This is a genomic window from Geodermatophilus sp. SYSU D00079 (genome assembly GCF_054050635.1).
Window position 1 is genome coordinate 1 of record NZ_JBJGZS010000006.1, and the last position, 17670, is coordinate 17670.

The following is a 17670-nucleotide window of genomic DNA, read 5'->3' on the forward strand; positions in this document are numbered from 1 at the left end:
GGGGGGGGGGGGGGGGGGGGGGGGGGGCGGGGGGGGGGGGGGGGGGGGGGGGGGGGGGGGGGGGGGGGGGGGGGGGGGGGGGCGGGGGGGGGGGGGCCCCCCCCCCCCCCCCCCCCCCGGCAGGTCCGCCACACGCGAGAGGCCCCAGGTCGCTGACCTGGGGCCTCTCTGCTGTGGGCGATACTGGGTTCGAACCAGTGACCTCTACCGTGTCAAGGTAGCGCTCTACCACTGAGCCAATCGCCCGTTCCGGCCTGCCGGCCGGTCCGCTCCACCGCTCCCGGCGGATGCCGAGGTGGAGACGGGATTTGAACCCGTGTAGACGGCTTTGCAGGCCGTTGCCTCGCCTCTCGGCCACTCCACCGCACACGGGCGCTGGTCTCGCGACCAGCGCCCGAGGTTCCGAGCGGACGACGGGATTCGAACCCGCGACCCTCACCTTGGCAAGGTGATGCTCTACCAGCTGAGCCACGTCCGCGTTGCCTTACGAGAGAGAACTGTAGCCGACGCCGAAACGGGGTCGACAGGGGGGTCCCCCCGGGGGTCAGCGACCGCCCGGATCGGCCCCGCCGTTGGACAGCAGCGCGGCCAGCTCGCCGTCCACCTCCAGCACCGAGGACTCCTCGCCGACGGGCACCAGGTTCTCGGTCAGGCGCAGGAACCCGGCCAGCGTGCCGCGGGAGGCCTCGAACAGCGCCTCCCCGGACGGGGCGCGCAGGTGCAGGAACAGGACGTCGCCGGAGGTGCGGGAGGGCCACAGGCGCACGTCGCCCTCGCCCGCGGGGCGGTCCAGCCCGGTCTGGAGCAGCTCCCGGCCGACCAGCCAGGAGATGCCCTCCTCGCCGGCGCCGCTGTCGCCGAAGGTGATCCGGACGGCGAACGGGTCGCTCACCTCGTAGCTGAGCTGCGCGGGCACCTCTGTCCACGACTGCGGCCCCACGAGGTGGAGCGTGGTGGGGCAGGTGTACCCGGGTGTCGAGCGGCTCGTCATGTCCCCAACAACGACCTTCCCTGAGCGCGGTCACGCCGGGGTGTTCCCCGGGCGCGTCGTCCCTCTCTGTGCCCGCTACCGGGCGAGCTGAACCCCGGCCCTCTCCCGGGCACCCCCGGTGCGTGTGACGATGGGTGGGTGAGCCGTCCGGCACGGCGGGCCGGGGGCGGTCCCGGCGACGCCGACCTGCTGTTCCGCGTGCGCGCGGGGGACCGGGATGCCTTCGACGGCCTCGTCGACCGACTCGGCCGCCCGGCCCTCGCCCTGGCCCGGTGCGTCCTCGGCGACGACGCCGCCGCCGACGACGTGCTGCGGGCGGTCTTCCTCGACCTCTGGCGGGACCCCGCCGCGTACGACAGGGACTCCGGGAGCGTCGCGGCCCGGGTGCTGGAGCAGGTGCACCGGCGGGCGGTCGAGGCCGTGCGCCGCGGGCAGGTCCACCGGAGCCGGACGGGCGGGCGCCCTGCAGCCGGGGACCCGGCCGGCGCTGACGCGGCCCCCGGGGCGGCGGACCCCGTGCGCGCCGCGCTGCGCGGGCTGCCCGACGCCGAGCGGGCGGCACTGACCCTGGCGTACTACGACGGGTACACCCAGCGCGAGGTCGCCGCCCTGACCGGCACCCCGCTCGGCGAGGTGAAGGCCGCCGCGCTGGCTGCCGTGCGCGCGCTGCGAGGGGAGCTCGGCGCCGTTCCGCAGGGCGGTGCCCTGGGCAGCCCGGCGGTGGCCGAGAGGCCGGCCCGGTGACCGGTCCGGCCCGCGAGCACGAGGCCTTCGACGAACTGGCCGTGGGCTGGGCGCTGCACGCGCTCGAGCCCGAGGAGGAGGAGCTCGTCGCCGCCCACCTGCCCGGCTGTCCCCGGTGCCTCGGCACCGTCGCGGAGACCGGCGAGGTGCTGGCCGCCCTGGCCGGGGGTCTGCCGGCCGCCGGCTCCACCGAGCGGCTGCAGGCGGAGCTGCGCGCCGCGGCGCGGGAGACGGTGCAGGCGCGCCCGCAGCCGGCGCCCCGCCCCTCCGCCCCGGCACGACCGGACGCTCCGCCGGCCGGACCACCGCGGCGGCCGGGGGAGGACGACGCCGCCCGGCACGCGGCCGACCGCGCCGTCCCGGAGTCCGCCGCTCCCGTGTCCGGAGCCCTCCCACGCGGAGCGCCGCCGACCGCGTGGCGTCGCGTGCTGCCCAACGCACTGGGCGCCGCCGCGGTGGCGACCGTCCTCGCGCTCGGCACCTGGAACGTGGTGCTCAGCGACGCCCGCGACGAGGCGCGGGCGACCGTGGCGCGGCAGGCCGACGTCGTCAACGCGCTGCTGACGCCGGGCCCGGCGACGGTCGTGGCACTGTCCGGCGACGACGGTGCGGCCCTCGCCACCGTCGTCGTCCGCACCGGCCAGGTCCAGGTGGTCAACCACGGGCTGCCGGCCAACGACGTCCGGGGGCAGACCTACGTCCTGTGGGGCACCAGTGACGGGGTGGCCGTGGCGCTGGGCACCTTCGACGTCATCTCCCCACGGACCGACCTGCGCGTCGTAGGCTCCGGCGCGACCGGGCTCGGCGTCCACGACGGCTACGACGTCAGCCTCGAGGCCGGTCGCCAGGCTCCGTCGGCACCGACGGACATCGTCGCGCGTGGTGAGGTGACCAACTGACCGGCCCGGAGACGGCGGCGCCCCCAGACCGGGGGCGGCGGCACCACCACCAGACGTCCGCGGAGCTGCGGACGCGCTTCGACCAGGACGGCGTGCGCAGCCTGCGGGAGCGCGTCGCCGAGACGCGCTGGCGTCGCAGGCTGGGCGCCCGCCGCACCGTCGACTCCACCTACCGGGCCTGCGTCGGGGTCGTGGGCGCCCTGATCGTCGCCGTCGGCCTCGTCACCATCCCGCTGCCCGGGCCGGGGTGGCTCACCGTCATCGCCGGCCTGTTCGTCCTCGCGACGGAGTTCTTCTGGGCCGAGCGCCTGCTGGAGTTCACCAAGAAGCACGTCAAGCGCTGGACCGACTGGCTCGGCCGGCAGCCGCTGTGGGTGCGCCTGGCGGTGGCCCTGGCGACCGCGGCGTTCGTCTACGGCGTCCTGCTCGTGACCCTGCACGTCATGGGCGTCCCCGACTGGATCCCGGGGTGGGTGCCACTGTGGCGCTGAGCGTCTGGCAGAATGGGACGCACGGGCGATTGGCTCAGTGGTAGAGCGCTTCGTTCACACCGAAGAGGTCACTGGTTCGAACCCAGTATCGCCCACTCCCGGCAGAGGCCCGGTCCGCGGACAGCGGACCGGGCCTCCGTCGTCCCGGGGCGGCCGCACCGCGGCCGACGGGCCGTGGACACGGCACCGGGTCTGGACGGCGGGGACCGGTCCGGGCACCCTGCCGACATGACCGAGCAGGGAGCCGGCGCTCGTGACGGGCAGGACCCGGCGGTCCCGGCTCCCGCTGCCGGCGGGCTCTCCTCCGTCGGCGCCGCGGCCGCCGCCGGCACCGCCGTGGCGGGCAGTGTGGCGACGGCGGGCAGCGTGGCGGTGGCCGGGAGCGTGGCCACCGCGGGCAGCGTGGCGGTGGCCGGGAGCGTGGCCACGGCGGGCAGCGTCGCGGTCGCCGGGAGCGTGGCCACGGCCGGCAGCGTCGCCGTCGCCGGGAGCGCCGCCACCGCCGGCAGCGTCGGGGTCGTGGCCAGTGCGCTCACCCTGTTCGGCGTCCGGCTCCGGCGGTGCCTGGCCACGCTGGCCTGCGTGGACTGCACCCGCTGCGTGGGCTGCATCGCGTGCGTGGACTGCGTGGACTGCGTCGGGTGCATCGGCTGCGTCGGCCTCCGCGGCGCGGTCGGGCAGCGGGGCGCGCGCGCCTGACGCGCCCCGGTCCGGAGCGCCCACCCCCTGACGGGCCCGGAGGGGGACGATGGGGGAGATGTCCCCCCGCCGGCGCCCGCCCGAGCCCGAGCCGGTCCGGCGGCGCGCGCCCTCGCGGGGGGAGCGGCTCGACGCCGTCCTGGAGCGGGACGGCGGCACCTGCACCTGGTGCGGACGCCGCTTCGACGCCCTGGTGCGGCCCACCACCGACCACCTCGTCCCCCGGGTCAAGGGCGGCCCGTCCTGGCTGGAGAACGAGGTGGCCGCCTGCCGGCGCTGCAACGCCGAGCGCGGCCACCGGTCGCCGTCGGACTGGCTCGAGGAGTGCCTCCGGCGCGGGTGGCCGGCCGACGCCGCGCGGGTGCTGCGGGTCCTCGACGCCCTGGTCACCGCCATCGCGCGGGAGGGCGGTCAGCGCCGGGCGCGGCCCTACCTGGACGCCCAGCTGCGCCGGGTGCGCCGGCGGGAGGCCGACCGGGCCGGACCCGGACGCCGTACGGTCGCGTCGTGACCGCGGTGGGCAGGGTCGAGCAGCTGACGGTGTACCCCGTGAAGAGCCTGGGCGGCCGGCAGGTGGCCGCGGCGGACGTCGGGGCCGCCGGGCTGGCCGGCGACCGCGCGTGGGCCGTGGTCGACGCCACCTCCGGGGAGCGGGTGACGGTCAAGGGCTGCCCGGCCATGGCCGCGGTCGTGGCCACCGGGGACGCCGAGGCCGACACCACCACCCTCACCGAGGTGCTCGGCCGGCCGGTGCGGCTGGACCGGGCCGCCGCCCCGCAGGTCGACGCGGCGGCGGTGCACCTGGTCAGCCGCGCCGCCGTCGCCCGCGCGGCCGACGGCGAGGTGCCCGAGGGCTGCTCGGCCGACGACCCCCGCGCGAACGTCCTGCTCGACCTCCCCGAGGGCGAGGACGAGCGCCGCTGGGTCGGCCGGACGCTCCGGATCGGCGAGGTGGAGCTCGTGGTCACCCGCACCCCCAAGCACTGCCTGGGGGTCTACGCGGACGTGCGCACGCCCGGCCGGGTGCGGGTGGGGGACGCGGTCGAGCTGCACGGGGGCTGACCCGCCGGGCCGGCCGGGAATCGAGCCGGAGGGTGGTCCGCGCCGCGCACTAGGCTCGGAGCGGCTGGCGCACACGTCGCGCCCAGCAGCGCCCGACAGCCGGGCGTGACCGCCGTCGATCCTCTGGAGCGCTCTCGTGTCGACCCCGCCCTCGCCCACCGCCGTCGGTCCCGTCCGGGTGCCGGCCGGGACGACGGCCCAGGACGCGCTCAAGGAGGCGGGCGTCCCGCTCAAGGGCCCCGACGGCGCGGTCGTCGTCCGCGACGTCGCCTCCGGCGACCTCCGGGACCTCGCCTGGGTGCCCGATGCCGACGCCGAGGTGGAGCCGGTGCCCGCGGCCAGCCCCGAGGGCCGCGCGGTGATCCGGCACTCGACCGCGCACGTGCTCGCGCAGGCCGTGCAGGACCTGTTCCCCGGCACCCGGCTGGGCATCGGCCCGCCGGTGGAGAACGGCTTCTACTACGACTTCGACCCCGAGCGGCCGTTCACCCCCGAGGACCTCAAGGCCCTCGAGAAGCGGATGCAGGAGATCGTCAAGGCCGGGCAGCGGTTCGCCCGCCGCGAGATCGACGACGCCGACGCCCGGGCCGAGCTGGCGCACGAGCCCTACAAGCTGGAGCTGATCGGGCTCAAGGGCGGTGCCGGGGAGTCCGCCGAGGGGGCGGACGTCGAGGTCGGCGGCGCCCAGCTGACCATGTACGACAACCTCGACGCCCGCACCGGCGACCGCGTCTGGACCGACCTGTGCCGCGGCCCGCACCTGCCCCGCACCTCGAACATCCCGGCGTTCAGCCTCACCCGCTCGGCGGCGGCCTACTGGCGCGGCAGCGAGAAGAACCCGCAGCTGCAGCGCGTCTACGGCACCGCCTGGGAGAGCCGGGAGGCGCACAAGGCGTACCTCGAGCACCTCGCCGAGGCCGAGCGCCGCGACCACCGGCGGCTGGGCGTCGAGCTGGACCTGTTCAGCTTCCCCGACGAGATCGGCTCCGGGCTGGCGGTGTTCCACCCCAAGGGCGGCGTCGTCAAGCGGGAGATGGAGGACTACGTCCGCCGCCGGCACATCGAGGAGGGCTTCGACTACGTCGGCACCCCGCACATCAGCAAGCGCGGCCTGTTCGAGACCTCCGGGCACCTGCCCTACTACGAGGACACCATGTTCCCGGCCATGGAGCTGGAGAACAGCGAGTACTTCCTCAAGGCCATGAACTGCCCGATGCACAACCTGATCTTCCGGTCGCGCGGGCGGTCCTACCGCGAGCTGCCGCTGCGCTTCTTCGAGTTCGGCTCGGTGTACCGGTACGAGAAGTCCGGGGTGGTGCACGGCCTCACCCGGGTGCGCGGGCTGACCCAGGACGACTCGCACAGCTACGTCACCCCGGAGCAGGCGCCCGGGGAGGTCCGGCACCTGCTGGCGTTCGTCCTCGGCCTGCTGCGCGACTTCGGCCTCGACGACTACTACCTGGAGCTGTCCACCCGCGACGACTCGCCCAAGTTCATCGGGTCCGACGAGGAGTGGGCGGTGGCGACCGGGGTGCTCGAGGACGCCGCCCGGGAGACCGGGCTGGAGCTCGTCCCCGACCCCGGCGGCGCGGCCTACTACGGGCCGAAGATCTCGGTGCAGGCCCGGGACGCCATCGGCCGCACCTGGCAGATGTCGACCATCCAGTACGACTTCAACCAGCCGGCCCGGTTCGGCCTGGAGTTCAGCGCCGCCGACGGCACCCGGCAGCAGCCGGTGATGATCCACTCGGCGAAGTTCGGGTCCATCGAGCGGTTCTTCGGCGTCCTCACCGAGCACTACGCCGGCGCGTTCCCCGCGTGGCTGGCCCCGGTGCAGGTGGTCGGCATCCCGGTCACCGACGAGCAGGTGCCCTACCTCACCGACGTCGCGCTGCGGCTGCGTGCCTCCGGCATCCGGGTCGAGGTGGACGACTCCGACGACCGGATGCAGAAGAAGATCCGCACCGCGAGCAAGCAGAAGGTGCCGTTCGTGCTCATCGCCGGCGCCACCGACGCCGAGGCCGGCGCGGTGTCCTTCCGCTTCCGCGACGGCAGCCAGCACAACGGCGTGCCCGTCGACCAGGCGGTCGAGGCGATCACGCAGTGGGTGGCGGCGCGGGCGAACGTCGACCCGACCGCCGAGGCGCTGGTGGCCGGATGAGCACCGGCGCGGAGGAGGTCCCCCGGGTCGCCGTCCCCGGTGACGACGGTGGCCCCACCACGGTCTTCGAGCACCTGTGGACCCCGTACCGGATGGCCTACATCCGCGGGGAGGGCAAGCCCACGGGTGCGCACGACTGCCCGTTCTGCCTGATCCCGCAGATGGACGACGAGGAGGGGCTGGTCGTCGCGCGCGGCGAGCTCGTCTTCGCGGTGCTCAACCTGTACCCGTACAACGCCGGGCACCTGATGCTGGTGCCCTACCGGCACGTCCCCGACTACACCGACCTCACCCCCGAGGAGGTCGCCGAGCTGGGCTGGTTCACCCAGACGGCGATGCGGGTGGTGCGCGCGGTCTCCGGGGCGCACGGGTTCAACATCGGCATGAACCAGGGGTCGGTCGCCGGTGCCGGCATCGCCGACCACCTGCACCAGCACGCCGTCCCGCGCTGGGGCGGGGACACCAACTTCATGCCGGTCATCGGGCTCACCCGCGTGCTGCCGCAGGTGCTCCGGGAGACCCGCGCGCTGCTGGCCCGGCACTGGCCCGCCGACGGCGGGTCCGTCCCCGCCCGGGAGGACTGAGTGCTCGGCGCCAACGCCCGGGCCGCCGTCGGCCGGTTCTGGGCGCCGGTGGTCACGCGCCTGCTGCGCCTGGGGGTCACCGCCGACATGGTGACCGCGACCGGCACCCTGGGCGCCGTCGCCGGGGCCGTGGGCCTGATCGCCACCGGGCACCTGTTCTGGGGCGCGTTCACCGTCACCGTCTTCGTGCTGCTGGACATGCTCGACGGCGCGCTGGCCCGCGCCCGCGGCGGGGGGTCGCTGTTCGGCGCGGTCCTGGACTCCACCGGCGACCGGGCCGCCGACGCGGCGGTCTTCGGGGCGCTGGTGTGGTGGTACTCGGGGGCGGGGGACAACCGGCTCCTGGTGCTCCTGGCGCTGGTCTGCCTCGTGCTCGGCGTGCTCACCTCCTACGTCAAGGCCCGCGCCGAGGGGGTGGGCCTGCGCTGCGACGTCGGCATCGTCGAGCGCACCGAGCGGCTGATCCTGGTGCTGGTCGGCACCGGGTTCACCGGCCTGGGCATCCCGTACGCCCTGCACGTCACCCTGTGGGTGCTGCTCGTGGGCAGCGCCGTCACCGTCGGGCAGCGGTTCGCCGCCGTCCACCGGGCCGGTCGCGGCCGGCCGCTGCCCTCGGCACCGCCGTCCGGCGGGACCGCGCCGTGAGCGACGCCTCCCCGGCGGACACCGGGCCGGCGACCCCGCCCCCGCTGTCGGTCGTGCCCGCCCGGCCCGGCCTGCGGGCCCGGGTCGGCGCCCGGGTCACCGACCTCGGCTTCGCCGCCGGGTGGGGCGCGGTCCGGGTGCTTCCCGAGCCGGTCGCCCGCGGGGGCTTCGACGCGGCCGGGCGGTGGGCCGCCGGACGGCGGGGCCGCGGCGTGCGGCAGCTGCGGGCCAACCTCCGTGTGGCCACCGGTGGGCGGCTGACCGAGGCCGAGCTCGACCGGCTCACCACCCGGGCGGTGCGCTCCTACGCCCGCTACTGGCAGGAGGCCTTCCGCCTGCCGCGGCTGTCCACGGAGCGGATCGTCTCCGCGACCGAGGTCGTCGGCCTCGAGCACCTGGAGCGGGCCCGCAGCCGCGGCGCCGGCCTGGTCATGGTGCTGCCGCACAGCGGCAACTGGGACGCCGCCGGGGTGTGGTTCGTCGACCGCCTGGGCGGGCCGTTCATGACCGTCGCCGAGCGGCTGCGCCCGGAGTCCCTGTACCGCCGGTTCCTGGACTACCGGGAGTCGCTCGGCATGCGGGTGGTGCCGCTGACCGGTGGTCCCCGGCCGAGCACCGAGGTCCTGCGCGAGTGGCTGACCGGCGGCGGCGCGACCTGCCTGCTGGTCGACCGGAACCTCGGCACCGGCGGGGTGCCGGTGTCGTTCTTCGGCCGGCCCGCGACCCTGCCGGGGGGCGCGGCGCTGCTGGCCGCGCAGACCGGTGCCCCGCTGGTGCCGACGGTCTGCCAGTTCACCCCGCGCGGCTGGCGGCTGGTCTTCTCCCCGGAGGTGCCGGTGGCCGGCCCCGGACGGCTGCGCGACCGGGTCACCGCGGCGATGCAGGGCGTGGCCGACGCGTTCGCCGAGGGCATCGCCGCGCAGCCCGAGGACTGGCACGTGCTCGGGCGCATCTGGCCCGACGTGACCCCGGACGCCGTCCCGGCCGGCCCGCCGGACGACGCCCCCGCGGGCGTGGTCGGCTGATGCGGATCGGGCTGGTCTGCCCCTACCAGTGGGACGTCCCCGGCGGCGTCCAGTACCACGTGCGCGACCTGGCCGAGACGCTGCGCGGCATGGGGCACCACGTCGAGGTGCTCACCCCCGCCGAGCACGAGGAGTCGCTGCCCGCCGAGCACGTCACCTGGGCCGGGCGCACGGTGCCGGTCCCCTACAACGGCTCGATGGCCAGCGTGCAGTTCGGGCCGGTCTCCGCCGCGCGGGTGCGCCGCTGGCTGCGGGAGGGCCACTTCGACGTCGTCCACGTCCACGACCCCGCGCCGCCGTCCATCGGGCTGCTGGTCTGCATGATCGCCAAGGGGCCGATCGTGGCGACGTTCCACGCCGCGACGATCCGCTCCAAGTGGCTGGCCGCCTGGGGCCCGGTCATCCGGCCGTGGCTGGAGCGGATCAGCGGCCGGATCGCCGTCTCCGACTTCGCCCGCCGGGTCCAGGTGGAGCACCTGGGCGGTGACGCGGTGATCATCCCCAACGGCGTGCACGTGGGCGCCTTCGCGAGCGGGCCGGCCCTGCCGGGGCACACCCGCGGCGTCGACGGGCCCACCATCGGCTTCCTCGGCCGCTACGACGAGCCGCGCAAGGGCCTGCCGGTGCTGCTGGAGGCGATGCGCACCGTCGTCCGGCGGCACCCCGGCGCGCAGCTGCTCATCGCCGGCCGGGGCGACCCCGACGAGGTGCGCGAGCTGCTCGGTGACGACCTGCGCCCGCACGTCTCCCTGCTCGGGGTGCTCAGCGAGGAGGAGAAGGGGGCCTTCCTGCGGTCGGTCGACGTGTACTGCGCGCCGAACCTGCTGGGGGAGTCCTTCGGCATCATCCTCATCGAGGCCATGGCCGCCGGGGCGCCGATCGTCGCCAGCGACCTCGACGCGTTCGCCGCGGTGCTCGAGGACGGCGCGGCGGGGGTGCTCGTCCGGCGGGGCGACGCCCGGCAGCTGGCCGTCGCCCTGTGCGACCTGCTGGCCGACCCGGCGCGGCGGGTCCGGCTCTCGGCCGCGGGGTCGCAGGCGGCGACCGCCTACGACTGGTCGGTGGTGGCCCGCCGGATCCTCGCGGTCTACGAGACCGTCGTCCTGCCCGGCGCGGGTGAGGTGACCGCCACGGAGGACGACGACGCCCTGGCCGCGCTGCCCGAGGTGCGCGCCGACGGCGACGAGGACTCCGGCGACGCCCCGCTGCGGTCGGCCCTGCGCCGGTGGGTGCAGCGATAGCCTTCCCCGCCGTGACCCCCGACGTCTGGCTGCTGTGCGCGGTCGCGGCGGTCGTGGTGCTCCTGGCGGTCTGGGCGGGCTGGACGCTGACCCGGTTGCGCCGCCTCGAGGCGCGCGCCGACCGCGCCTGGACCGCCCTCGACACCCAGCTGCGGCGGCGGGCGGGGCTGGCCGCGGAGCTGGCCCGTGAGCACCCCGCCGCCGTGGGGGAGGAGCGCGCCGCCCGGCTGGCCGCGGCGGCCGCCGGGGCGCGCACGGTGCCCGCCGGTGACCGGGAGCTCGCCGAGAACGCGCTGGGCCGCGAGCTGCGCGACCTGCCGGCCGACCTGCCCGGTGTGCCGGCCGCGCTGCGCGCCGACCTCGAGGGCACCGCCACCCGCATCGGCCTGGCCCGGCGGTTCTACAACGACGCGGTCCGCGACACCCACCTGCTGCGCACCCGCCGGCTGACCGGCCTGCTGCGCCTGCACGCCTCCCGCCCGCTGCCGCGCTTCTTCGACATCGAGGACGGCCTGCGCGAGGTGACCGGCAGCGCCTCCGGGGGCGGTCGGCCGCGGTCCTGAGGGCCCGTAGCATCCCTGCCGCACACTCCCGTCGAGCCGTGAGGCAGCATCCCGTGGCAGAGCACAGCACGACCGACCCCCGTACCACCGGCTCCGGTGCCGGCACCGGCACCGAGGGCGTCAAGCGCGGCATGGCCGAGCAGCTCAAGGGCGGCGTGATCATGGACGTGGTCACCCCCGAGCAGGCCCGCATCGCCGAGGACGCCGGCGCCGTCGCCGTCATGGCGCTGGAGCGGGTCCCGGCCGACATCCGCGCCCAGGGCGGCATCGCACGGATGAGCGACCCGGACATGGTCCAGGGGATCATCGACGCGGTCTCCATCCCGGTGATGGCCAAGGCGCGCATCGGGCACTTCGTCGAGGCGCAGGTCCTGCAGAGCCTCGGCGTCGACTACATCGACGAGTCCGAGGTGCTCACCCCGGCCGACGAGGCCCACCACATCGCCAAGAGCGGGTTCACCGTGCCGTTCGTCTGCGGCGCCACCGAGCTCGGCGAGGCGCTGCGCCGGATCGCCGAGGGCGCGGCGATGATCCGCTCCAAGGGCGAGGCCGGCACCGGCAACGTCGTCGAGGCCGTGCGGCACGTGCGGGCCATCCGGGCCGGCATCCGGCGCCTGGGCACCCTCGACGAGACCGAGCTCTTCGTCGCCGCCAAGGAGTTGCGCGCCCCGTACCCGCTGGTCGCCGAGGTGGCCCGGCGGGGGGAGCTGCCGGTCGTGCTGTTCACCGCCGGCGGCATCGCCACGCCGGCGGACGCCGCGATGATGATGCAGCTGGGTGCCGAGGGCGTGTTCGTCGGCTCGGGCATCTTCAAGTCCGGCGACCCGGCGCAGCGGGCCGCGGCCATCGTGCAGGCCACCACGTTCTTCGACGACCCGGACGTCATCGCCAAGGTCTCCCGCGGCCTGGGCGAGGCCATGGTCGGCATCGACGTGGCCACGCTGCCCGAGTCGGGGCGGTACGCCACCCGCGGCTGGTGAGCGCGGCCCCGGCGCCCGCCCGGGGTCCTAGTCTCTCGCCGTGGCCCTGGAGACCCCGCGCGTCGACGACCGGCCCGGGGGGACGCGCCGGGTCCCGGGTCGCATCGCCGGGCTGGACGTGGCCCGCGGGCTCGCCGTCCTCGGGATGTTCGGCGCGCACCTGGGGACCATCGAGGACCTGAGCTGGTCGCCGTCCACGTGGCCCGCGGTGGTGGAGGGCCGGTCCTCGGTGCTGTTCGCCACGCTGGCCGGGGTCTCGATCGCGCTGCTGTCCGGCGGTGTCACCCCGGCCTCCGGCCGCGAGCTCGCCCGGGCCCGCACGCGCATCCTCGTCCGCGCGGCCTGGGTGTTCGCGATCGGCGGGGTGTTGGAGGTCCTCGGCACGTTCGTCGCCGTCATCCTCGGCGTCTACGCGGTGCTGTTCGTCCTGGCGCTGCCGTTCCTCCGGTGGGCCCGCCGCTGGCTGCTGCTCCTGGCCGGTGTGATCGCGCTGGCCGGGCCGTTCCTCGTGCTGGAGATCGGCCAGTGGGTCACCGCCCAGGACCGCTCGCGCTCGGCACTGGCCGCCCTGACCGTCACCGGGACCTACCCGGCGCTGATCTGGTGGGCGTTCGTGCTCGTCGGCCTCGCCGTCGGCCGCAGCGACCTGCGCTCGGCCCGGGTGCGCGCCACGCTGGTGGCCGGCGGGGCCGCCGCCGCCGTGGCCGGCTACGGCGGCGGGTGGCTGAGCACGGCGTGGGTGGACGTGCGCCGCCCCCTCACCGGCATGCAGCAGGGCTTCGGCCGGGACGGGGCGTGGGAGGCGGCCTGGTTCGCCGGCGCCGGGCCGCACAGCGGGACGCCGTTCGAGTTGGTGGGCGCCGCCGGGGTCGCCGTCGCGGTCATCGGGCTGTGCCTGGTCCTCGCCGACCTCCTCCCGTGGCCGACCTGGCCGGTCGCCGCCGTCGGGTCGCTGGCCCTGTCGGTCTACGCCGCGCAGCTGGTCGCCATCTGGCTGCTGGACCTGCCCGTCCGGCCGGGCTGGGACGTGTGGGTGCGCTTCACCGTCACCGCCCTGGTCGTCGCGACGGTCTGGCGGCTGCGTCTCGGGCGGGGTCCGCTGGAGCGGCTGCTGACCTGGAGCTCGACGCGGGCAGCCGGGCCGTAGCCTGGGCAGTCGTGCCCGAGACCCGCGTTCCGCTCATCGGCGTGCTGGCCCTGCAGGGCGACGTCCGGGAGCACCTGGCGGCGGCACGGGCGCTGGGCGCGACGGCGGTGACCGTGCGCCGTCCCGAGGAGCTGGCCGGCGTCGACGGCGTGGTCCTCCCCGGCGGCGAGTCCACGACGATCGGCAGGCTGGCCGACCGGTTCGGGCTGCTGGGGCCGCTGCGCACCGCCCTCGCCGGCGGGCTGCCGGCCTACGGCTCCTGCGCGGGGATGGTCCTGCTCGCCGACCGGCTGCTCGACGCCCCGCCCGGTCAGGTGACCGTCGGCGGGCTCGACGTCACCGTCCGGCGCAACGCCTTCGGCCGGCAGGTGGACTCCTTCGAGTCGGAGGTGGCCCTCGAGGGCCTGGCCGGGGGGCCGGTGCACGCGGTGTTCATCCGGGCTCCGTGGGTGGAGCAGGCCGGACCGGGGGTGCAGGTGCTCGGGCGGGTCGTCGGCGGCCGGGCCGACGGTAGGATCGTCGCGGTCCGCCAGGGGAACCTGGTGGCCACCAGCTTCCACCCCGAACTGACCGGGGACCGCCGGGTGCACGCGCTGTTCGTCGACATCGTCCGCCGTCACCTGGACCAGAGGGCCGGCGTCTCCGCCGGGTACGAGAGGGGTACCGAGCCGTGAGCGGCCATTCCAAGTGGGCGACGACGAAGCACAAGAAGGCGGGCATCGACGCCAAGCGCGGCAAGCTGTTCGCCAAGCTCATCAAGAACATCGAGGTGGCCGCCCGCACCGGGGGCGGTGACCCCGCCGGCAACCCGACGCTGTTCGACGCCATCCAGAAGGCGAAGAAGAGCTCGGTGCCCAACGACAACATCGACCGGGCGGTCAAGCGCGGCGCGGGCCTGGAGGCCGGTGGCGTCGACTACCAGGGCATCACCTACGAGGGCTACGCCGCCGGCGGTGTCGCCGTCCTCATCGAGTGCCTCACCGACAACAAGAACCGGTCGGCGATGGAGGTGCGCACGGCCATGACCCGCAACGGCGGGTCGATGGCCGACCCGGGGTCGGTCGCCTACCTCTTCTCCCGCAAGGGCGTCGTGGTGGTGCCGAAGACCGACACCGCCGACGAGGACACCGTGCTCATGGCCGTGCTCGACGCCGGGGCCGAGGAGGTCCGCGACCAGGGCGACTCGTTCGAGGTCGTGTGCGAGCCGGGCGACCTGGTCGCCGTGCGCACTGCGCTGCAGGACGCCGGCATCGACTACGACTCCGCCGAGGCCGGGTTCGTGCCCAGCGTGACCGTCGAGCTCGACGAGGAGGCGGCCGGCAAGGTGTTCCGCCTCATCGACGCCCTCGAGGACTGCGACGACGTGCAGAACGTCTACGCCAACTACGACGTGTCCGACGAGGTCCTCGAGCGGGTCGGCTGAGGGCACCCTCCCGCGCACCCCGCGCGCCCGGGGTGGGCCCGCGGACGGGCGGGGAGGCGTGTCCTCCCTGATCCGTCGGCGGCGGCGGTTAACCTCGGTCGAACACCAGTTCGGCCGAAGGGGGGCGCCATGCGGGTGCTCGGGATCGACCCGGGCCTCACCCGGTGCGGGTGGGGCGTGGTCGACGGGCGGCCCGGCGCCCGGCCGGTCGCGGTCGGCGTGGGCGTGGTCCGCACCGCCGCGGAGCTGGACCTGGAGCTGCGGCTGCTGGAGCTGCACACCGCGGTGACGGCACTGCTGCGCGAGCACCGGCCCGACGTCGTGGCCATCGAGCGGGTGTTCACCCAGAACAACAAGGGCACCGCCACGGGCACCGCGCAGGCGGCGGGTGTCGCGGCGCTGGCCGCGGCCCAGGCCGACCGCCCGGTGGCCTGGCACACCCCGAGCGAGGTCAAGGCCGCCATCTCGGGCAGCGGCCGCGCCGACAAGGAGCAGGTGACCCTCATGGTCACCCGCGTGCTGGGGCTCGCGTCCGCGCCGAAGCCCGCCGACGCCGCCGACGCCCTGGCCCTGGCCGTCTGCCACGTGTGGCGGGGCCCGGCGCAGCAGCGGCTGCGGGTGGCGGCGCTGGCCGGCGGCATCGGCGCCCCGGTCCGGTCCAGGACGTTGCCGCGGTGGACGGGCGTGTCGCGGTGAGCGGCCCGGGGAGCGGACCGGGCACGACGGGAGGAACGCAGTGATCGCGAGTGTGAGCGGCCGGGTCGCGGCCGTCTCGCCCGACGGCGCCGTGGTCGAGGTCGGTGGCATCGGCCTGGCGGTGCAGTGCACGCCGGGGACGATCGCCCGGCTGCAGGTGGGGGAGAGCGCCCGGCTGTCGACCAGCCTGGTCGTCCGCGAGGACTCCCTCACGCTCTACGGCTTCGCCGACGACGACGAGCGCCAGCTGTTCGAGCTGCTGCAGACCGCCAACGGCGTGGGCCCGCGGCTGGCCCAGGCGGTGCTGGCGATCCACCCGCCGCGCGAGGTCCGCCGGGCGGTCTCGATGGCCGACGTCAAGGCCCTCATGCAGGTGCCCGGCATCGGCAAGAAGGGCGCCGAGCGGCTGATCCTCGAGCTCCGCGACCGGCTCGGTGCCACCACGACCGACACCCAGCTGGACGGGCCGGCGGCCGCCGGGTTGCCCGCGGTCACCCCGGTGGCCCCGTGGCGGGACCAGCTCGCCTCGGCCCTGGTGGGGCTGGGCTGGACGAGCAAGGAGGCCGACGGCGCCGTCGCCGCGCTGGCGCCGATCGCCGATGAGCAGGTCGTGGCCACCGGGTCGGTGGAGGTCGCCGTCCTGCTGCGGCAGGCGCTGCGGATGCTGGGCCGGCCGTGAGCGGGCCGTTCGACCGGTCGCTCCCGGCGGCCGACGCGGGGGCCGGCCGCTACGACCCGGTGACGGCCGAGGCCGGTGACGAGGAACGCGTCGTCGAGTCCGCGCTGCGGCCGCACTCCCTGGCCGACTTCATCGGCCAGCCCAAGGTGGCCCGCCAGCTCGACCTCGTCCTGGAGGGTGCCAAGCGGCGCGGCCGGCCGCCGGACCACGTGCTGCTGTCCGGGCCCCCCGGGCTCGGCAAGACCAGCCTCGCGCTGATCATCGGCTCGGAGCTCGGCACGGCGGTGAAGATCACCAGCGGTCCGGCGATCGAGCGCTCCGGCGACCTGGCCGCCATGCTGTCCAACCTCGGTCCCGGCGACGTGCTGTTCATCGACGAGATCCACCGCATCGCCCGGCCGGCCGAGGAACTGCTCTACATGGCGATGGAGGACTTCCGGGTCGACGTCGTCGTCGGCAAGGGGCCCGGCGCGACCGCCATCCCGCTGGAGATCAACCCGTTCACGCTCGTCGGGGCCACCACCCGCGCCGGCCTGCTCACCGGCCCCCTGCGCGACCGGTTCGGGTTCGTCGGGCAGATGGAGTTCTACGAGCCGGCCGAGCTGCAGCAGGTGCTGGCCCGCAGCGCCTCCCTGCTCGGTGTCGAGCTGACCGAGGAGGGGTCGGCGGAGATCGCCGGGCGCTCCCGTGGCACGCCGCGGATCGCCAACCGGCTGCTGCGCCGGGTGCGCGACTTCGCCGAGGTCCGGGCCGACGGCCGGGTGACCCGCGAGGTCGCCGAGGCCGCGCTGGCCCTGTACGACGTCGACCACCTGGGTCTGGACCGGCTCGACCGCGCCGTGCTCGAGGCGCTGGTCATGCGCTTCGGCGGCGGCCCGGTCGGCGTCGCCACGCTGGCGGTCGCGGTGGGTGAGGAGCCGCACACCGTCGAGGAGGTGTGCGAGCCGTTCCTGGTCCGCGCGGGCCTGCTCGCCCGCACACCGCGCGGTCGGGTGGCCACCGAGGCCGCCTGGCAGCACCTGGGCCAGCCGGTGCCGCGGGGTGGTGTCCCGCTCGGGCGCGTCACAGCAGACCCACAGGCCCCCGAGCCGTCGTCAGAGACCCTCTTCGACGCCTAGACTGCGGAGCGCTGGCGCGCAACCCGTCCGGCCGCGGCCGCGCGCGTCCCGCCCGGTCGCCGCGCCCGGAGGTCTGCGTGCCCCGCAGACCGACGCACCCGAGCGGTTCCGTCCCGGACCGCACCCACCGCGCCCGCACCGCGCGGTAGAGAGGCACATCAGTCGTGGAGCAGTACTTCCCGCTCGTCCTCCTGGCCCTGGCCTTCGTCCTGCTCATCGTCCTGCCGGCCCGGCAGCGCAAGCGGATGCAGGCACAGGCCCAGGCGATGCAGGAGTCGCTGACCCCGGGCACGCCGGTGATGACCACCGCCGGTCTGCACGGCACGGTCGCGGGCCTCGGGGACACCACCGTGGACCTGGAGATCGCGCCCGGCGTGGTCGTCACCTTCGCCCGGCAGGCGGTCCTCGAGGTCCGCAAGCCGGCCGTCGCCGACCCGACCGCCACCGACGGCCCCGCCCTGCCCGGGGACGAGGCGACCGGCCCGGCCGACGGCGGCCCGGCCGGCCGCGCCCACTAGGCCG

The 17670-nt window shown here is 75.9% G+C and carries 21 protein-coding genes and 4 tRNA genes; 21 read left to right on the forward strand and 4 right to left on the reverse strand.

What is annotated here, in order from left to right; genetic code table 11:
• Positions 1-174: 174 nt before the first annotated feature.
• The 4 genes from ACI79E_RS07360 to ACI79E_RS07375 all read right to left on the reverse strand — a co-directional run bounded on the left by ACI79E_RS07360 (position 175) and on the right by ACI79E_RS07375 (position 916).
• Positions 175-246, reverse strand: a tRNA-Val gene (locus ACI79E_RS07360).
• A 47-nt stretch (positions 247-293) separates the two neighbouring features.
• Positions 294-364 (reverse strand) — tRNA-Cys (locus ACI79E_RS07365).
• Positions 365-405: 41 nt separating this feature from the next.
• A tRNA-Gly gene (locus ACI79E_RS07370) sits at positions 406-478 on the reverse strand.
• Positions 479-544: 66 nt separating this feature from the next.
• Entirely contained in the window at positions 545-916 is a 372-nt protein-coding gene (locus tag ACI79E_RS07375) for an SsgA family sporulation/cell division regulator (protein ID WP_456931874.1), read from the reverse strand.
• Between the two features lie 213 nt (positions 917-1129).
• On the opposite strand from ACI79E_RS07375, the gene ACI79E_RS07380 reads away from it, so the two are divergent.
• The 21 genes from ACI79E_RS07380 (at position 1130) to yajC (ending at position 17666) form a co-directional block, all read left to right on the forward strand.
• A complete protein-coding gene (locus tag ACI79E_RS07380; RefSeq protein WP_456931875.1) occupies positions 1130-1735 on the forward strand; it encodes a sigma factor-like helix-turn-helix DNA-binding protein in 606 nt (201 codons plus the stop codon).
• Entirely contained in the window at positions 1732-2634 is a 903-nt protein-coding gene (locus tag ACI79E_RS07385; protein WP_456931876.1) for an anti-sigma factor, read from the forward strand. The genes ACI79E_RS07380 and ACI79E_RS07385 overlap by 4 nt, the downstream gene beginning before the upstream one ends.
• A 92-nt stretch (positions 2635-2726) precedes the next feature.
• A complete protein-coding gene (locus tag ACI79E_RS07390; protein ID WP_456931877.1) occupies positions 2727-3125 on the forward strand; it encodes a TIGR02611 family protein in 399 nt (132 codons plus the stop codon).
• Between the two features lie 23 nt (positions 3126-3148).
• Positions 3149-3220: transfer RNA gene (locus tag ACI79E_RS07395), tRNA-Val, on the forward strand.
• A 133-nt stretch (positions 3221-3353) separates the two neighbouring features.
• On the forward strand, positions 3354-3824 hold the full coding sequence (locus ACI79E_RS07400; RefSeq protein WP_456931878.1) for a hypothetical protein: 471 nt from the start codon (positions 3354-3356) through the stop codon (positions 3822-3824).
• A gap of 58 nt (positions 3825-3882) precedes the next feature.
• Complete coding sequence (locus ACI79E_RS07405; protein WP_456931879.1) at positions 3883-4335, forward strand: HNH endonuclease; 453 nt, start codon at positions 3883-3885, stop codon at positions 4333-4335.
• Complete coding sequence (locus ACI79E_RS07410; RefSeq protein ID WP_456931880.1) at positions 4332-4886, forward strand: MOSC N-terminal beta barrel domain-containing protein; 555 nt, start codon at positions 4332-4334, stop codon at positions 4884-4886. Before ACI79E_RS07405 ends, ACI79E_RS07410 begins: the two co-directional genes overlap by 4 nt.
• A gap of 136 nt (positions 4887-5022) precedes the next feature.
• Positions 5023-7047 carry a threonine--tRNA ligase gene (thrS, locus tag ACI79E_RS07415; RefSeq protein WP_456931881.1) on the forward strand — a complete coding sequence of 675 codons (2025 nt, stop codon included), beginning with the start codon at positions 5023-5025 and terminating at the stop codon, positions 7045-7047.
• Positions 7044-7631 carry an HIT family protein gene (locus ACI79E_RS07420; protein ID WP_456931882.1) on the forward strand — a complete coding sequence of 196 codons (588 nt, stop codon included), beginning with the start codon at positions 7044-7046 and terminating at the stop codon, positions 7629-7631. Before thrS ends, ACI79E_RS07420 begins: the two co-directional genes overlap by 4 nt.
• A complete protein-coding gene (gene pgsA, locus ACI79E_RS07425) occupies positions 7632-8276 on the forward strand; it encodes a phosphatidylinositol phosphate synthase (RefSeq protein WP_456931883.1) in 645 nt (214 codons plus the stop codon).
• Entirely contained in the window at positions 8273-9301 is a 1029-nt protein-coding gene (locus tag ACI79E_RS07430; protein WP_456931884.1) for a phosphatidylinositol mannoside acyltransferase, read from the forward strand. Before pgsA ends, ACI79E_RS07430 begins: the two co-directional genes overlap by 4 nt.
• Positions 9301-10542, forward strand: coding sequence for a glycosyltransferase family 4 protein (locus ACI79E_RS07435; RefSeq protein WP_456931885.1), 1242 nt, complete (start codon positions 9301-9303; stop codon positions 10540-10542). The genes ACI79E_RS07430 and ACI79E_RS07435 overlap by 1 nt, the downstream gene beginning before the upstream one ends.
• An 11-nt stretch (positions 10543-10553) precedes the next feature.
• Positions 10554-11105, forward strand: a complete 552-nt coding sequence (locus ACI79E_RS07440; protein ID WP_456931886.1) for a hypothetical protein — start codon at positions 10554-10556, stop codon at positions 11103-11105.
• A gap of 53 nt (positions 11106-11158) precedes the next feature.
• On the forward strand, positions 11159-12085 hold the full coding sequence (gene pdxS / locus ACI79E_RS07445) for a pyridoxal 5'-phosphate synthase lyase subunit PdxS (RefSeq protein ID WP_456931887.1): 927 nt from the start codon (positions 11159-11161) through the stop codon (positions 12083-12085).
• 40 nt (positions 12086-12125) lie between these two features.
• The gene (locus ACI79E_RS07450) at positions 12126-13232 is read left to right on the forward strand and encodes a heparan-alpha-glucosaminide N-acetyltransferase domain-containing protein (RefSeq protein ID WP_456931888.1); all 1107 of its coding nucleotides are present in this window, start codon (positions 12126-12128) and stop codon (positions 13230-13232) included.
• 11 nt (positions 13233-13243) lie between these two features.
• Positions 13244-13906 carry a pyridoxal 5'-phosphate synthase glutaminase subunit PdxT gene (gene pdxT, locus ACI79E_RS07455; RefSeq protein ID WP_456931889.1) on the forward strand — a complete coding sequence of 221 codons (663 nt, stop codon included), beginning with the start codon at positions 13244-13246 and terminating at the stop codon, positions 13904-13906.
• The gene (locus ACI79E_RS07460) at positions 13903-14655 is read left to right on the forward strand and encodes a YebC/PmpR family DNA-binding transcriptional regulator (protein ID WP_456931890.1); all 753 of its coding nucleotides are present in this window, start codon (positions 13903-13905) and stop codon (positions 14653-14655) included. Before pdxT ends, ACI79E_RS07460 begins: the two co-directional genes overlap by 4 nt.
• A gap of 129 nt (positions 14656-14784) precedes the next feature.
• Positions 14785-15351 carry a crossover junction endodeoxyribonuclease RuvC gene (ruvC, locus tag ACI79E_RS07465; RefSeq protein WP_456931891.1) on the forward strand — a complete coding sequence of 189 codons (567 nt, stop codon included), beginning with the start codon at positions 14785-14787 and terminating at the stop codon, positions 15349-15351.
• 40 nt (positions 15352-15391) lie between these two features.
• Positions 15392-16030 carry a Holliday junction branch migration protein RuvA gene (gene ruvA, locus ACI79E_RS07470; RefSeq protein ID WP_456931892.1) on the forward strand — a complete coding sequence of 213 codons (639 nt, stop codon included), beginning with the start codon at positions 15392-15394 and terminating at the stop codon, positions 16028-16030.
• Positions 16027-17148 (forward strand): Holliday junction branch migration DNA helicase RuvB, encoded by a 1122-nt coding sequence (ruvB, locus tag ACI79E_RS07475; protein ID WP_456931893.1) that lies wholly within the window; start codon positions 16027-16029, stop codon positions 17146-17148. The genes ruvA and ruvB overlap by 4 nt, the downstream gene beginning before the upstream one ends.
• A gap of 164 nt (positions 17149-17312) precedes the next feature.
• Positions 17313-17666, forward strand: coding sequence for a preprotein translocase subunit YajC (yajC, locus tag ACI79E_RS07480; protein WP_456931894.1), 354 nt, complete (start codon positions 17313-17315; stop codon positions 17664-17666).
• Positions 17667-17670: the final 4 nt, after the last annotated feature.

What these genes read in the sequence shown, in the direction of transcription:
- ACI79E_RS07400 (WP_456931878.1), top strand. Translation starts at nt 3,354, where the DNA reads ATGACCGAGCAGGGAGCCGGCGCTCGTGACGGGCAGGACCCGGCGGTC.
- ACI79E_RS07405 (WP_456931879.1), top strand. Translation starts at nt 3,883, where the DNA reads ATGTCCCCCCGCCGGCGCCCGCCCGAGCCCGAGCCGGTCCGGCGGCGC.
- ACI79E_RS07420 (WP_456931882.1), top strand. Translation starts at nt 7,044, where the DNA reads ATGAGCACCGGCGCGGAGGAGGTCCCCCGGGTCGCCGTCCCCGGTGAC.
- ACI79E_RS07435 (WP_456931885.1), top strand. Translation starts at nt 9,301, where the DNA reads ATGCGGATCGGGCTGGTCTGCCCCTACCAGTGGGACGTCCCCGGCGGC.
- ruvC (WP_456931891.1), top strand. Translation starts at nt 14,785, where the DNA reads ATGCGGGTGCTCGGGATCGACCCGGGCCTCACCCGGTGCGGGTGGGGC.